We start from the raw sequence: 15,850 nt of genomic DNA, 5'->3' as shown, positions 1-15,850 counted from the left end.
CTTACGAATTAAGTGTGCCTGTAAGCCGCATTATGTGCAGGCACTCTTCATTAGGTTTAATGACGACACATCATACAATAAAACATATTATTTTTATTTACATAGTATGTTTAATTTACTTCGTTAAATTAATCGGATTCATGTAGAAGAATCAACTAACGTGCTGTTGCGTTGAAGTTAACTCAGCGAATATCATCCCAACCGTTAACCAAATGTTGATTAAGGGTTGAATAATCTTCACATTAAACATAATATGTTTATATTGGTAGTATATTAAATGTGAAGTTATGCGACAACTCGTTAAATTTAACTCTGCAAACATGAACGTTACGTTCTTCGCCCTTGTTGCCGCTTTTGGTGGCTTTATTTTTGGTTTAGATGCCGCGAACATTTCTGGGGCACTACGTTTCGTAAGTGCGGAATTTGAATTAGATTCAATTCAGCAAGGGACATTAGTGGGAGGTGCACTTCTTGGTGTTATTTTAGCACTATTTTTCACCGGCACCTTCTGTGAAAAATTTGGTAGAGCAACCGTTTTGCTTGCGATTGGCTGTACATACTCTCTTTCCTCTGTGGTTTCTGCATTTGCGCTTAGCTATGAAATGCTTTTTGTAGGGCGATTCATTGGTGGAGTCGCTTTTGCATCCATTACCGTTTCTGCGATGTACATAGGAGAAATTGCACCAGCAGAAAAGCGAGGAAAGTTTGTATCAATTAACCAATTTATGATTGGTTTAGGTTTGCTGTGTGCTTTTGTTATTAATTACTTCTTAGTTAAAGCATTGCCTACTTCCTCTTGGCTTACCGAAGAAAATATATGGCGTGTAATGCTTGGCGCAGAACTATTTGCCAACGCCATTTGGATAGCACTTATTTTTTGTATTCCTGAGTCGCCTCGGTGGCTAGCGAAAAAGGGAAGGGACGGTGAAGCGCTTTCTGTATTCGAAATGATCGCCTCTAAGGGCAGTGCGCAAGCGTTGCTAACGGGTGTAAAGGTATCGTTGGAAAACAATACCGACTTAGATACTTTCTCTCAGCTTAAAACACTGTTTAGTGCAAAGTTGCGTTTCGTTGTCTTCATTGCTGTGGTTTATGCGGTAGTGCAAGGTGCAACAGGCATGAACGCCGTATTATTTTTTGCTCCCATGGTATTTGAGCAAGTGGGAATGAGCGTTGAAAATACCTTTATGCAAACCATTACCACTGGGGTTGTGGGTTTGGTTGCTACCCTGGTAGCGATCGGGTTTGTAGAAAAGTTGGGAAGACGAACACTCACGCTAGCGGGCCTTGCTCTGGTTGTTGTTGCGCATGGGTCTACCTACATTGGGTTTAAACAGGCCTCCTACGAATTCAACGACAGCGCTATGGAAGAATTAACAGCCCATTTTGAAGAAAAAGAGATTTCGATAGCTTTGCTTGCTCCTTTTTCTGGAAAGCGTTTTAGTTCGGATGTGGCATTAAAGACAGAACTCGCTAAGCAATTTGATAAGAAAACACTGCCGTTGGTAAGTGGAGTAATTATCGAAAAAACAATTAGTAATGTTAATGCGGTCCTTGTTTTATTTGGTATTTTCGCATTTCTAGCGGCTTTTAATTTATCTATCGGCCCAATTATGTGGGTTATCTTTTCTGAAATATTCCCTAATAAAGTGCGTAGCGTAGCTTTGCCATTCGCTGCGTTGGTTCAAACCATTTCCTCTTGGTCAATTCAGCAATTTTTCCCGTGGCAACTCGATAATATGGGCGTGGCTAACATATTTTTGCTTTACGCCGGCATCGGCGCATTTGGGCTAATTCTTATGTATCGCTACCTTCCAGAAACCAAAGGAAAAACAATTGAAGCACTTGAAGTTGAACTAACAAAGAACACAACGATGGAGCAAAAGAACAGAAATGCGTAGTCAAAACATAGCGACATTTGTTGTTGATTGGGGAACGAGTAATTTTCGCCTATTTGGGCTTGATAGCGAAGGTTCGCTAGTAAGCACAATAGAAGCACCGTTAGGTGTATTGCAAATAAAGCATGCAGAGTTTGCTGAGGCGTTGGAACAGAAGTTAAAAGAAATGACGTCAGACTATCAGCACAAGACTGTTGTTATGGCTGGCATGGTTGGTTCCGCATCTGGATGGTTCAATGTGCCCTATGTGAAGGCAAAAGCAACCGTATCTGATATTGCGAAGAATGCGCTGCTCTTTCAACTTCCTTGGGGGGCTCAGGCGTACATTTTACCGGGAGTAAGCTATCGTACCTCTGCGCTTTTTTGTGATGTGATGCGAGGAGAAGAAGTACAAATCTTTGGTTTGTCACTGTTCAATCAGTCGGAGAATACGCAAGTGGTACTTCCTGGTACCCATAGCAAACATGTTTTTATAGAGAATGGTGCCATAAGTCATTTTTCTACGTATTTCACTGGTGAACTTTACGCTTTATTGAGCCAATACTCCTCTGTTAAGCCACCCTCACCTGCAGGAAAAGAAGTGAATGTAGATGCTTTCCTCAAAGGGGTAAAAAAAGCGGCAGCTGGTACCTTACTAAATGATATTTTTTCCGCACGTGCGCTTCGATTATTCGGAGAACTTAATGATAATGAAATTGCTGATTACCTCTCAGGTATTCTTATCGGAAACGAACTGCAAAGTATTAAGCGGCCAAACATCTATTTGGTGGGAGGTGAAGCTTTGTGTCAACGTTACGAATTAGCTGCACGTCAATTTGATATAGAAACTCACACATTTTCAGGAAATACGTGCTTTCTACATGGCATGTCTCGAATAGTTAAGGAGTTAAGTCATGGTCGTTGAAACCCGAGTTGATTTGCCGCTAATCGCGATTTTGCGTGGGATAACCCCAGAATCTATTTTGGAGGTGTCTGAGGTTCTGGTTGCCGCTGGCTTTACTAAAATTGAAATACCATTGAATAGTCCCAGGGCCATTGAAAGTATTTCGTTATTAGTGTCAGAGTATGGAACAAAAGAGTTCGAACTAGGGGCTGGAACCGTCACCAGAATAGATTTAGCGGAAGACGTTTTGGCTACAGGCGCAAACCTCGTCGTAACCCCTAACTGCAACACAGATGTTATAAAAATGTCTGTTGGGGCAGGGTGTATTACTTACCCAGGCGTGGTAACCCCAACCGAGGCATTTAATGCGGTTCATGCCGGAGCAACAAACCTTAAATTATTTCCTATTAGCATGGTTGGTGTAGCGGGCATGAGTACTATTAAAAGTGTGTTGCCAAAACACATCAATTTGTATCCTGTAGGGGGCATTGACGCTACATCAGAGGCAATGGCTCCTTTTTTAAATAAGGGCGCTAAAGGGTTTGGATTGGGATCACAGTTGTATTCCCCATCAATGTCAATAAACGAGATAAGTGAACGCGCGAAGGCTTTTGTTAAGGTGTTTTCTACGTGTAAGTAGATTAGCCTTGTGAGCGTTTTTTAAAAAATGTCTTGGCTTACTAGGCAGATGTAAATTTAGGTATAACGGTGTAAAGATGAATTTTGTTGTAAGTTGAGAGTGTTATGCCTGTTTCATTGTCGATATGTCCATACTTCCCTGGAAACAACTACCTTTTACTTTTATCGCCAGAGTATGAATACTTGTTTACATCTACCTAGGCCAGACATAATTCACCAGATACTAAGTGGTTTTAGTTTTGGTTTTTTATGAATTTACGATACTGTTATAACTAGCACACTAGGTTTTTAATTGTTGACATAAAATGCGTTAAGCTATGGTGGCTTACTTGTCTTGTAGTTTAAGCTTAATAGCGTGATTCAATGTAAAGTGTTATGATTGAATTTGTCATATGTTTAATGTAACCGGATTCAATTAAATGAATGAATTAGTTTATTACGACCTAAAACGCGCCGCTAAAATGACGCCGAGCTTGTCGGTTCAGGTTGCGAAAGAGATTGGTCGTCGAGTTGTTGCAGGCTCTTTAGAGCCAGGCACGCTACTAGAAGAAGAAAACTCCCTAGCAGAACGCTATCAAGTTAGCCGTGTTGTTATTCGCGACGCGGTGAAAATTCTAGTAGGTAAAGGGCTCTTAGATGTAAGAAGAGGTATAGGTACAAAAGTACGCCCTCGCAGCGAGTGGACGCTATTAGATGATGATGTCTTAGCATGGCATATCACGGCACCACCTAATCAGCATTTTATCAGCCAACTTATGGATGTAAGGCTTGCGTTCGAACCTAAAGCAGCCCGCTGGGCCGCCGAACGCGCCAACCCGGAAGCCTTGAAGGAAATTGAGGAAGCCGTTGTTCGCATGGAACAAGAATCCGGCTCTTTAGAAAAATTTATTGTAGCTGATGCACTGTTTCATCAAGCGGTATTACGTGCTGCACAAAATGAATTTCTAACGTCTATGGAAGGTATGATTTATTCGGCATTGCTGGTAAGTGTGCGAATTACTAATCAAGATCCCCGGAAAAACAGTGATTCAGTTAAATTTCATCGAGATTTATATGAAATTATCGCAAAGGGCGACGGTGACGGAGCCGAAGTACTTACTGAAAAACTACTCAACGATGCTATCAGAAGACTAAAAGAAGCATTTGGTAACGATTTTAGAGAGGAGTAATTCACCTCTCATTTTTACTAAGGCCAGCGTGTTGCCCTGACAATGCTGGTCTTCGTTCTTGAATAGCCAGTGATATGCGTTTCTAAATTTCATCCCCCCCCTTTCTTTATTCTCCTTTTCGTACTCAGTTTTCAAGTCAATGTTTTCACTTGTCATTGTACATTTTGTGTTAACGGAAAGGTTTGTCTATTTACATTTAAACATAATATGTTTAAATTGATTATACCATCTCGCGATTGAACTTTATATTTGCCGTACAAACCGTGTTTTCGGGAAACGTAGCGAAAAGTGGTTTAGCCGATTTTAACGTGATTAAGATGCAAAAGCAGTGCTACAAGCGATAACCCACACGCATTTATGAGCGGGTATTAAAAAGGGAACTTCAACATTTTTATGAGTAGTAGAAGGGGGAATTCTATGCCATTAACACAATTTTTTAGTTGGCGGTTATTAACAAAGTTTGTGGGTGTTTTGCTCATTACCATAAGCCAATGGTCAATTGCTTCCGACAGCGTCGGAAAAGATAAAAATACAAATAAGGAAAAGGAAGAAAGTCCCGCAAATATTCTTATTCTAATGTTTGATGATATGCGATTCGATACTTTTTCTTATCGAGGGGGGCCTGTTAGCACACCAAATATTGATGCATTAGCGGCCGAAAGTACACGCTTTGACAATGCAATGTCTACCACTGGATTATGCTCACCATCAAGGGCAGCTTTTTACACTGGAAAATGGGGGCATAAAACAGGTCTTGATGACAATGTAGAACTGTACCACACGCGTTTAGCTGAGCTAGATTTGAAAGAAGGCGGTTTGATCAAGAAAGCATCTGAGGCAGGTTATCTTGTCGGCCACGTTGGAAAGTGGCATTTAGGTGCTCAAGGTACGGCACTGCGAGGCGCTGAAATTGACCTCTCACATGGTCATGAACCACGACAACGCTATTCTCGAGTTTACACGCCCATCAACAAGGTACAACAAGTAAAGGGCTATTATGAAGGTAACCTAGACGCCAATAGCGAGAAGCATGAATATTACAAAACGCTTGCTGGTTCATATGAAGATACTGAAGCCTATAAAAAAGTCGTTGCGGGTAAAAAAATGCTTAGCCAAATGGCGAGAGATGAACGGCCTTTTTTTGGTGTAATCAGCTTTAATCAGCCACATCCCGCTTATCGGGTTCCCGAGCCATATGCCAGTATGTTTAACCCCCATGAACTAAAATTACCGGCTAATCATCTTGCTGAACGTGTTAATAAACCCATGGCACAGGGGGAGATCTGGTGGCCCTGGCATGATGTTGGGCATATGCGTGGCATAGATTGGCGTAAAGCGCGCGCTCACTATTATGGCGCTATCGCTATGGTAGACCGCATTGTGGGAGACCTTATTCAACAAGCAAAAGATGAAGGGATTTATGAAGATCTACATATCGTTTTGTTTGGTGATCAGGGCTCTATGCTAGGAGAGCATACGCTATATGACAAAGGTCCCTATGCCTATGACGAGCTAATGCGTATGCCGCTTCTCATTAAAGATCCTGACATAGCACCTCGGGTTGTTCGCCGCCAAGTGTCGCTCATTGATGTTACCCCTACATTGACTGAAATGATGCGCTTAGATGCTGACAAAGACTACGACGGCCACAGCTTAATGCCCTTGATGTTAAAAGGTGATATAGCAGAGGAGGGGCAAGTAGATAAAGCGCTCTATGCTTACGAGTGGTACAACGGCTCCTGGTTTGGTATTCGCGCAATTCGTACTCCTGAATATAAATTGGTTTGGAATCCAGGTGAGGATTTAGATGAATTGTACGATCTTGAGAAAGACCCAGGAGAAGTAACTAATCTTATTGAAAATAAAAATTATGCGGGTGTTCGAGGGGACATGCTTAAGCTGCTCATGTCTGAGCTTAAACGAACTGAAGACCCAGCGCTCACAAAACTAGAATACCACGCCAAACATTATTCAAAGGACACTCGTAATGAAAAAACAAGCCATTAAGTTAATAGCGGCGCTTAGTTTTTTATCAGCTGTGCCTGCTGTAGCGACAGAGGCGGAGAGGCCCAATATTTTGGTTATCATAACCGATGATCAAGGTTATGCGGACGTTGGCTATCACGGTTTTGATAATGACGTTAAAACTCCTAATTTAGACATGCTTGCTACCGAAGGGGTGCGCTTTAGTTCCGGCTATGTTGCTCATCCTTTTTGTGGGCCTAGTCGAACTGCACTCATGACAGGACGCTACCCCCATAAAATTGGTGCAGATTTTAACCTTCCAGTAGATGGTTCTACCATTGGCATCGATACTAATGAGATGTTTATTAGTAAAGCGCTTCAGCAAGTTGGCTACCATACCGGCGCTATTGGAAAATGGCATTTGGGTGAGGAAAAACCTTATCAACCGAATAGCCGAGGCTTTGATGAGTTTTACGGTTTTTTGGGCGGTGGTCACAAATTTTTTCCAGAGCAGTACCGCGCCCAATATGAAATTGCGAAAACTTCCGGCCTTAAACGCATTAACGATTACATAACTCCCTTGATGCGAAATACCGAAGAAGTAAGAGAAACTGAGTATCTTACCGATGCATTTACTCGAGAAGCGGTTAGCTTTATTAACAGAGCAAGTGAGAACAAGCAGCAGCCGTTCTTTTTATATTTAGCTTACAATGCGCCTCACGTGCCATTAGAGGCGAAAGAAGAAGACCTCGCACTCTTTTCGCATGTTAAAGATAAAAAACGTCGTACTTATTTGGCAATGGTTTACGCAGTTGACCGCGGTATTGCCGAAGTGGTCGATACGCTTAAAAAGAGTGACCAATTTAACAATACACTCATTGTTTTTGTGAGTGATAATGGTGGCAAACGCAAATGGGGCGGGGTAAACCTACCCTTGCAAGAAGGGAAAGGCAGTGCAAGAGAAGGCGGCCATCGCGTTCCTATGTTTTTCCATTGGCCTAAGGGGTTAATAGGCGGTCGTCAGTACAATGCGCCTATTTCAACTTTAGATTATTACCCTACGTTCCTAGCCCTTGCCCATAGTGATATTCCTTCTGGTAAAAAACTTGATGGTAAAAACGTTCTTCCGCATATCGTAGATAACACGAGTGCCCGCGAAGGCGCCAGCTTGTTTATTATGCGACATCGAAAAGGAGGGCATGATGTTTCTGTTCGTCGTGACGATTTTAAAGCCGTTCGCACTACCACCACAGATGGCTGGAAGTTGTTTAATGTTGCTGAAGATATGGGTGAAACAATAGATTTAAGTAAACAGCACCCAAAGCTTCTTGCTGACATGATTAAAGATGCAGGACATTGGGCATGGTCAAACAAACCGCCACAATGGTTTCACATCCATAAAGAAGGCGACGAATGGCGTAGCGAGGATATGCCGCGCTACGGCGAAACCTTTGCGCTAGATTAACAATTAACGTTGCTTCGCCAATCACAAAAAACCGACGTCATATGATGTCGGTTTTTTTTATTAATATTATAACAATTAATTCACATAATGTTATCAAACATGATATGTTTATCTAAATAATACATATAACAAATGTCTTGCCCTACTTCTTTCATCAAACTATTAGGACACAAAATGAAGACTAAATTTTTATTTGTATCCGCAGTCATTGCCATTGGCACTCAAGTGAATGCGGAAGTTGTCAGACCAACGGGAATGAATGCGGGAGAAATAAGGTTTAAGGAGCTGGGGGCGCAAACAGATGATTTTGAAAATGGCTTTAACAATGGTAAGTGGCAAAATGCGCCTGCCAGTTTAAATGTAGGCGCTTGGACATTCGATAATGACAATGCTTTTGTAGAGAATGGCAGATTAAAAATTGCTTCTACACAGGAAACGCATACTAGGTCATTTCAAGACAGCTGTTGGGACGGTGTTGCTGGAGGTCCATCTCAGACTGTTCAAAGAGAGCTTTATTATAAGTCTGGTGCTGTACGCTCTACAGTGGAAGGAACCTATGGTTTCTACGAAGCTTCTATTAAAGGTGTAAACATTTTCCCCGGATTAAGCCCTGCTTTTTGGCTATACAGCGACGGCCACCCATTCCCCCGTGTTCAGGGAGAGCAGTATGTCGATTATAGCGAGATAGATATTGTCGAATTACAGCAAGCCGATTGGCGCAGTCCGACCGACTTCGACGAAGTTAATGATATGGACCATAATCTTCACGCCCGAGTTGAAGAGAATGGAAAAATAGTTTGGAAACGACCCAAGCCAAACCCTGATGCTCAGTTGCTGCACTATGAAGCGCCATTTGATCCGTCAAAAGACTTTCATACTTATGCAGTAGAAAATCGTCCTGACAAAATCATCTGGTATGTGGATGGTGTAAAAGTGGGAGAGAAAGTCAACAAATGGTGGCATAGGCCCATGCATTTGATTTTCTCTCAAGGTCTACGTCGTCACTTAATTAAATATAACTCTGCTTGTCAACGAGCCGATCCAAACCCTGACAATATTATAAAAGAGGGCTTTCCTGAAGATGCGACTATGCAAGTTGAGTATGTAAAAACATGGGAAGTATTGCCATCAATTTGGGTAGATGATGTAGATAAATATACTACAACGAACTACCGCTCTGGCAGCACGTTAGACGTGGTGGTTAACTATCACGGTGGGAGCAATTTCCACGTAGTGTCAGACAAGTATAACGGTATAACTGTTAACTTAGTGGAAAAGAATGCGCAAGGGTTCGTAGGAATTGTCGCATCAGCCAATGATGCTAGTGTTGTCAACGATAACAAGAAATATTCAGGACAAACAACCATATCTTTGGATTTAAGCGGCGTCATGCCAGCAGCCGAGTTACCCGTGGGTCATTATTACGCATTAGCGCCCGTATTTAAGTCTTCCAACGGCAGCGATATATTTCTACAAAATGCGATTAATAATATCAACATTGTGTCAGGCAGTACCGCAGGTGTCGCTGTTTCTGGGGTGAGTATTACGGGGAGTAATAGCAGGGTAATCAATGTTGGTGAATCTTTGCAGTTGGCAGCTTCAGTACAACCGAGCAATGCTTCCAATAAGCAACTGACTTGGTCTTCAACCGATTCGTCTATTGTTGATGTGGATAGTAACGGTGTACTTACGGGCTATTCAAAAGGTACCACGAGTATTGACGTCGAGACGGTTGATGGACGATTTGCTGACGTGGTTTCCGTTACGGTAAATACAGATAACTCTGGCGGGGACTCGCTTGAAAATTTGGTATTTAACAGCAGTTTTGAACAAAACAATCTCGCCACTTCGTGGACTAATAGTTGGGGGAATGTCGATATTGTCAATAACAATGCAAAGCGTGGTAGCAACGCTGGCTATATAGATGGTACAGGCGCATTAGTTCAAATTATCGATGTTCAGCCAAATACCACATACACCCTATCGGGTTATGGTAAGGCTTCTTCGTTGACAGAAAAAGTAAGGCTGGGCGTAAAAGAATATGGTGGTAATGAAAAAAGCCTTAGATTTAAGCGCCTCTCTTACCAGCAGCTAAGCACAACTTTTACCACTGGTGAGTCTAACACCAAGGCTAAAATTTTCTTTTGGAATGGTCAAAAAGGCGTTCAGGCATACGCTGATGATATCGTTGTATCTAAAGAGAGTAACGGAGGAAATTCTTCAGAGCCTGTGAACGTAACCGGCGTAAGCACCAATCCAGCCAGAGATGAATTAATTGTTGGTGAAACGATATTGCTAACGGCGACTACAAGTCCAAGCAATGCACATGATAAAACAGTGACTTTTAACACAAGTAACCCGTTAATAGCAGTGGTAAATAATGCTGGTTTAGTTACCGCTGTTGGTGAAGGGAGCGTCAGAATAACCACTAAAACGAATGATGGCGGCTTTACAGATGCCACGGTGATAACTGTTACTCCTTCAGATGCCGTTTCGTGTGATGGTGGCTGGGTGAGTGTGGCGGGGGTGATGTTATCCATAGACGATAATCGTGTACACGTTGGTCAAACAGCCAATTTAAATACGGTAGTTGCACCAGTATGTGCTTCAAACAAATCAGTGACTTATTCCAGTAGTAATTTAGCGGTAGCAACAGTTAACGCTCTTGGTGTGGTGACAGCACGAAATAAAGGTGAGGCGGTGATTACTGTTAAAACAAAGAATAAAGGAAAAACCGATAGCGTAACAATAAAAGTGGATTAATAGTTCGCTAGGTATAATAAAAGCCTGCGCCATTCATAAGGTTCAGGCTTTCTCTACACGCCTTTCCCTTTATCTTCAGACAGAAAGCATCTTTGCTATCTGCCAACATCCCTATTTTTTTACAGTAACGATTCCGTGAGCTTTCTTGATAAGCCTTTTTGATTGCATTTTGTTCGAAATAGCGATGCAACGTTGGTTCCTAAGTGAATTTTTAGTTTTTTTGTTAAAAGGCTGTGAATATGGTTGAAATGCAAACATCATATGTTTATATTTGTTATATTACACGATATTGTATTGAAGATACCACTGACGGCTGTCTTGAAAGTTGAGTCTAAAAATGAAAATTGAATGTATCAAAACGTATCATCTGCGGTGTCATCTGGAGCAGCCTTTTGGGTTTTCTCAATGGTTTTATGATCAGCGGAATGTGCTTGTTGTTCAAGTTATTGCTGACAATGGCGTAAGCGGTTGGGGGGAATGTTATGGCCCAGCAGACGTCATTCAGGCGGCCGTAGAGAAGTTCTACGCTCCTCGTATAATTGGGCATGAAGCTCTTTCTACCGATGCCTTGTGGCATTTTATGTGGCGAGCTTCACTGGACTTCGCAAGAGCAGGCGTTATGACCGCTGCTATGTCAGGTATTGACATGGCACTTTGGGACTTAAAAGGTAAAGCGTTAGGCCAGAGTGTTAGTACGCTTATGGGGGGAAAGTGCCGTGACACAGTGCCTTGTTACGCAACGGGTATGTATTATATCGACTTACCAGAAGACAAACTTTTACCCCATTTACTTGATGAGGCGCAAGGCTACGTAGATGAAGGGTATAAAGCGCTAAAAATTAAAGTGGGTAAAAATCCAGACTTTGATATTGCCTTTATTCGCGCCATGCGAGCGCGTTTTCCCAACACCATTTTAGCGGCAGATTCAAATCATGCGTTTGATTTAAGCGAAGCTGTAAAAGTAGGGCAAGTGTTAGACGAGTGCAATTATGCGTGGTTTGAAGAGCCGTTATCGCCTGAGCATGCAGGCCAGTTCAGACAATTAAGTGATAAGTGTTTAACGCCCATCGCCACAGGTGAGTGCGAACAAACCCGCTTTGGTTTTCAAAAATTACTCAGCGCTGGTGGCGTACATTTAGTGCAGGCCGATTTAGGTTATTGTGGTGGGCCAAGCGAAGCATTAAAAATAAGAACCTTAGCCTCTTCACAAGGGCTGAATATGATCCCTCATGTCTGGGGCACGCAGTTTAACTTGGCCAGTGCTTGTCACTTTTTGGCAACCGCTTATCACGAACCTGGTAGAGCGGAAGAAAAGCCGCTTTTCTTAGAGTACGATCGCACTGAAAATCCTTTACGTGACGACATATTTTCTCAAAAAGTGGTTGTTGAAAATGGTGATGCTCATGTGCCTTCTGGAAATGGGTTGGGTGTAGAAATCAATTTAGACGCAATGAAACCTTACGTGTTTTGCGAAACGGAGACAAAATGAACCACACGTTTAATATGCTAGTTAATGGCGAGTTAACAGGCGCAGATAAAACTTTCCCCGTATTCAACCCATCAACGGGTGAGTTGATTGCTCAAGTGCCAGACATTTCAGAGTCTCAAGTTGTGAAGACATTAGACTACGCAAATGAGGGTTTTAAGCAATGGGCAAATACACCGCTTGCTCAACGTGCAGAACTTATTCTTGAATATGCAACGCTTCTTGAAGCTAACGCCGAAGATATCATTGCAATACTTATTGAGGAAACAGGTAAGCCTCGTGATAATGCTGAATATGATTTCGGCATGCTAACGAATTGCTTACGCTTTTTCGTTGAAGAAGCGAAGCGTATCGAGCAGCCAGTTATTGTAGATCCAGACGAGCGTTTTCACCATTTTGTCCAGCGTCAGTCGCTAGGTGTAGTGGTAGGTTATCTAGCGTGGAATTTCCCGCTGCTTAACTTAGGTTACAAATTAGCACCGTCTCTTGCGTCTGGCTGTAGCTGTATCATCAAGCCATCACAGGTAACGCCACTTGCGACACTTAAGTGTGCCGAGCTTGCTCACCAAGTAGGCTTTCCAGCAGGCGTTATCAATATCATCACTAGCAACAACTACGATAATACGAATCCACTGCTAACAAGCGATACCACAGCATTATTCACTATGATTGGTTCTACCCGAGCTGGTGTTAATGCAATGAAAACCGCATGCACTAGTGTAAAACACTTTTCGGTAGAATTAGGTGGTAATGCGCCTGTTGTCGTTTATGACGATGCAGACCTAGATAAAGCAGTAACTGATATTGTAAATCTTAAGTATGGAAATTCAGGTCAAGTTTGCGTATCGCCAAACCGTTGTTTTGTTCACGAGTCTTGCGTAGCCGAGTTTATTGATAAGGCCGTAACTCACGCTAGTGGTATTGAATTAGGTACAGGTGATGACGCTGAGCGTCTTATGGGGCCATTAAGCAGTGAAAAAGAACGTGGGCGTATTCTAAAGCTCATTGAAGACGCGGTTAAGGATGGCGCTGAAATAGCATTAGGTGGCGGGATACCTGTTGGTAGAACTGCCGGTTTCTATTTGGAACCGACCATTCTTGCTAATGTGAACGAAGAGATGGAAGTGGCTCGCACCGAAGTGTTCGGTCCAGTGCTCTCTATTATTCCTTTCTCAGATGCCGACGATATTATCGCTAAAGCTAATGATACGGAGTTTGGGTTAGCTGCATACGTATATACAACTAATTTAAGCAGAGCATTTAGCGCAGCTAGAGGGATTCAGGCTGGGAGTGTGTGCATTAACGAAGCGCATTACTCTGTTCAGCTACCTCACGGTGGCCTAAAGCAAAGTGGTGTAGGCAAAGACTGCTCGAAGTACAGCTTGCAAGAGTTCTACACGACTAAGCGTGTATCAATGCTAATGGAGTAATTTTAGGGTTCTGCTTAGTTAGCTTTTATCCTAGGCAGTATTTAACTCACTTCTAATAAAAACAAACCTCCTATCTAGGAGGTTTTTTTATGCTATCGGTTAAACACGAAGTACACATCGGCGTTACCATCGGTATTGACAATTATAGGGCCTCTAGCGCGAACGCTGAATTACCCGTTCAACCATTTGGTTATCAATGAATTTCAATATTATTAGCTGATGCATACTGTTAATCGTGGGGGCATCAACAATCAATGCCATGATTATCTTCGTTAGTTCGCCAACACCCGTTAATGAATGTTTTTGTCGTAGTTGTTGATTTTATTTTGCTTTGTGTAGGATAAAAAAACGCGGCCTTCTGGCCGCGCTTTTGTGTCGCCTTAACAATTTGTAGTTACTGAACTTCTACCGAAGAGTATTCATCAATCAATACTTTAGCGCCTACTGGGAAGCCAATGAATTCATAAAATACGAATACATCTGTAACTAGGGACCAATTTTCTGGCACTGACCATTGCCGACTCCCAGTAGCATCATCAACAAACTCAATGAGTTGCCATTCAGTGGTGGGCCTTAACATGGCTGTAAATATTCCAGCCGCATCTAGCCTTTTGTCGAAGCCCGGACCTGTGGGTCCACCTTCATACGCAAATGGCAGCACAACATGACGTAACTGCACTTCTTCTTGAGGCATTTCTTGAAGTTTAACCCACATTGCAAACTTGTAGGTTTTCCCTACACTTGCACCACCAAGGCCATAGGTTGAACTGTGCCAATTGCGTTGCTTATTGAATACTTGTTGTAAAATACGCGTAAAGCCTGAATTGGCATTGGTCATAGTTACTTCTAACGCGTTACCTGATAAGGCTTCGTTTACAGTAGTCACTAAGCCATCTGGTTTCCAAGGGGCGCCCTCACCATCTAAGTTAAAGTCGGTATTAAACCCTGCTGGATGCGCCGACGTACCCGGATCACACATTAAGTTCTTTTCAACAATAACAGTCGCACTTTTACTCTCAACCTCATCGCTAGGGAACGTGCCTGTATTACCCGATAAATAAGCAACACTTGCTTCAAATTGTGAGCCTACGTTGTTTAAATCACCTGTGCTAAAGCGGCCGATTCCACCTTCACCGAAATGTATTGTTTCAGTTAATGGGAAGTCGATGTCGTTAGATGAAGACCATTCGTAGGTATACTCTCCAGTAAGCGTTTCGCCTGAAGCCGGCTGTGGTTCTACATATAAACCAGCAGAAACACATGATGGAGTAGTCTTAATTTCGGTTGTTAGCCCATTTTCATCAGTGTCTTTATTTGTCAAATTTAGAGTAAACTCAGAGAACACTTCCAAAGCCACTGTTGTAGATAGTTCGGGGTTACTTAAGCTGGTGACTGTTACCGTTGTTTCACCTATAGCGATAGTCGTAATATTACCGTTGTCATCTATCGTAGCAATGCTTTCATCCGCTACGTTATAGGATAAACGTTGATCGCATGCCTTTTGTGGTAACACAGTAGCGAATAGTGCACCTTCTTTGCCAAGTGATACTCTTACCGGTTCTGCCGTTACATTCTCTACTTCATCGAAAATGGCGTTTACGGTGAGTTCAAGAATCCGTCGAGGCAGAATCTCGCCAGGCTGCAAGTTAAAACCGTTGTCTATGGCAAAGTCAATGGTATAAGTAACCGATGGAGGGTTATCTAAGATGCCATCGGGTTCAGAACCAGGCGTTGAACCGAAGTTGTCACTGGTATCGCATGTGCTTAATCGATCAGCGAATAAATCAGTATCCACAACCAAGTTTCTGCCCTCTACTGTGAAAGGTGATATGGTTTGGTTGGGCTGCCCAATAGAAGGCGATTGCGGTGTTCTGTATAAAGGTGAAGTGGTGAACTGTAAATCAGAAATTACGATATTACCCTGGGCAGGTTGACCATCTACCGTAACGCCCGCCACAAGATCGATAGTTTGCTCACCAGACTCTTCCGCCATTTCAGCACTTAGCACTGGCATAGAAATAACAAGTGGTGTGTCGGCACTGAAATTAGGGTTAAAACCTTCGTCTGTTCCACCGCCACATCCTGTGAGCGCAGTTGTTATCGTAGCAGCGAGAGCAGATATTTTTAGTAAGTTTTTTTTCATCTTACTTCT

General features: G+C 42.6%; 10 protein-coding genes. 9 read left to right on the top strand and 1 reads right to left on the bottom strand.

The features are described from left to right. Positions 1 to 287 precede the first annotated feature (287 nt). The 9 genes from J8L84_RS02630 (at position 288) to J8L84_RS02590 (ending at position 13,698) form a co-directional block, all read left to right on the top strand. Entirely contained in the window at positions 288 to 1,901 is a 1,614-nt protein-coding gene (locus J8L84_RS02630) for an MFS transporter (RefSeq protein WP_211069342.1), read from the top strand. Next, positions 1,894 to 2,802: a 2-dehydro-3-deoxygalactonokinase gene (locus J8L84_RS02625; RefSeq protein WP_211069341.1), complete on the top strand. Its 909-nt coding sequence runs from the start codon at positions 1,894 to 1,896 to the stop codon at positions 2,800 to 2,802. The genes J8L84_RS02630 and J8L84_RS02625 overlap by 8 nt, the downstream gene beginning before the upstream one ends. Then, entirely contained in the window at positions 2,792 to 3,421 is a 630-nt protein-coding gene (locus tag J8L84_RS02620) for a 2-dehydro-3-deoxy-6-phosphogalactonate aldolase (RefSeq protein ID WP_211069340.1), read from the top strand. The genes J8L84_RS02625 and J8L84_RS02620 overlap by 11 nt, the downstream gene beginning before the upstream one ends. A 418-nt stretch (positions 3,422 to 3,839) precedes the next feature. Beyond that, positions 3,840 to 4,589, top strand: coding sequence for a FadR/GntR family transcriptional regulator (locus tag J8L84_RS02615; RefSeq protein WP_211069339.1), 750 nt, complete (start codon positions 3,840 to 3,842; stop codon positions 4,587 to 4,589). Positions 4,590 to 5,006: 417 nt separating this feature from the next. Then, entirely contained in the window at positions 5,007 to 6,596 is a 1,590-nt protein-coding gene (locus J8L84_RS02610) for a sulfatase-like hydrolase/transferase (RefSeq protein WP_211069338.1), read from the top strand. Beyond that, the gene (locus tag J8L84_RS02605; protein WP_211069337.1) at positions 6,577 to 8,019 is read left to right on the top strand and encodes a sulfatase-like hydrolase/transferase; all 1,443 of its coding nucleotides are present in this window, start codon (positions 6,577 to 6,579) and stop codon (positions 8,017 to 8,019) included. Before J8L84_RS02610 ends, J8L84_RS02605 begins: the two co-directional genes overlap by 20 nt. Before the next feature lie 174 nt (positions 8,020 to 8,193). Continuing rightward, positions 8,194 to 10,782 (top strand): Ig-like domain-containing protein, encoded by a 2,589-nt coding sequence (locus J8L84_RS02600; protein ID WP_211069336.1) that lies wholly within the window; start codon positions 8,194 to 8,196, stop codon positions 10,780 to 10,782. Positions 10,783 to 11,119: 337 nt separating this feature from the next. Then, on the top strand, positions 11,120 to 12,271 hold the full coding sequence (locus tag J8L84_RS02595) for a mandelate racemase/muconate lactonizing enzyme family protein (protein ID WP_211069335.1): 1,152 nt from the start codon (positions 11,120 to 11,122) through the stop codon (positions 12,269 to 12,271). Next, complete coding sequence (locus J8L84_RS02590) at positions 12,268 to 13,698, top strand: aldehyde dehydrogenase family protein (RefSeq protein WP_211069334.1); 1,431 nt, start codon at positions 12,268 to 12,270, stop codon at positions 13,696 to 13,698. Before J8L84_RS02595 ends, J8L84_RS02590 begins: the two co-directional genes overlap by 4 nt. Positions 13,699 to 14,092: 394 nt before the next feature. On the opposite strand, the gene J8L84_RS02585 is transcribed toward J8L84_RS02590, so the two are convergent. Continuing rightward, positions 14,093 to 15,841: an Ig-like domain-containing protein gene (locus J8L84_RS02585; protein WP_211069333.1), complete on the bottom strand. Its 1,749-nt coding sequence runs from the start codon at positions 15,839 to 15,841 to the stop codon at positions 14,093 to 14,095. Between the last annotated feature and the right edge of the window lie 9 nt (positions 15,842 to 15,850).

The organism is Alteromonas sp. MMG017 (genome assembly GCF_018100795.1).
Classification (GTDB): domain Bacteria; phylum Pseudomonadota; class Gammaproteobacteria; order Enterobacterales; family Alteromonadaceae; genus Alteromonas.
The sequence above is the reverse complement of the archived record's forward strand: the minus strand, read 5'-3'. Positions and strand labels throughout refer to the sequence as shown.

Bases quoted from the DNA above. Each gene is read 5' to 3' on its own strand.
- J8L84_RS02625 (WP_211069341.1), top strand. From the start codon at position 1,894: ATGCGTAGTCAAAACATAGCGACATTTGTTGTTGATTGGGGAACGAGT.
- J8L84_RS02615 (WP_211069339.1), top strand. From the start codon at position 3,840: ATGAATGAATTAGTTTATTACGACCTAAAACGCGCCGCTAAAATGACG.
- J8L84_RS02600 (WP_211069336.1), top strand. From the start codon at position 8,194: ATGAAGACTAAATTTTTATTTGTATCCGCAGTCATTGCCATTGGCACT.
- J8L84_RS02595 (WP_211069335.1), top strand. From the start codon at position 11,120: ATGAAAATTGAATGTATCAAAACGTATCATCTGCGGTGTCATCTGGAG.
- J8L84_RS02620 (WP_211069340.1), top strand. From the start codon at position 2,792: ATGGTCGTTGAAACCCGAGTTGATTTGCCGCTAATCGCGATTTTGCGT.
- J8L84_RS02605 (WP_211069337.1), top strand. From the start codon at position 6,577: ATGAAAAAACAAGCCATTAAGTTAATAGCGGCGCTTAGTTTTTTATCA.
- J8L84_RS02630 (WP_211069342.1), top strand. From the start codon at position 288: ATGCGACAACTCGTTAAATTTAACTCTGCAAACATGAACGTTACGTTC.
- J8L84_RS02585 (WP_211069333.1), bottom strand. From the start codon at position 15,841: ATGAAAAAAAACTTACTAAAAATATCTGCTCTCGCTGCTACGATAACA.
- J8L84_RS02610 (WP_211069338.1), top strand. From the start codon at position 5,007: ATGCCATTAACACAATTTTTTAGTTGGCGGTTATTAACAAAGTTTGTG.
- J8L84_RS02590 (WP_211069334.1), top strand. From the start codon at position 12,268: ATGAACCACACGTTTAATATGCTAGTTAATGGCGAGTTAACAGGCGCA.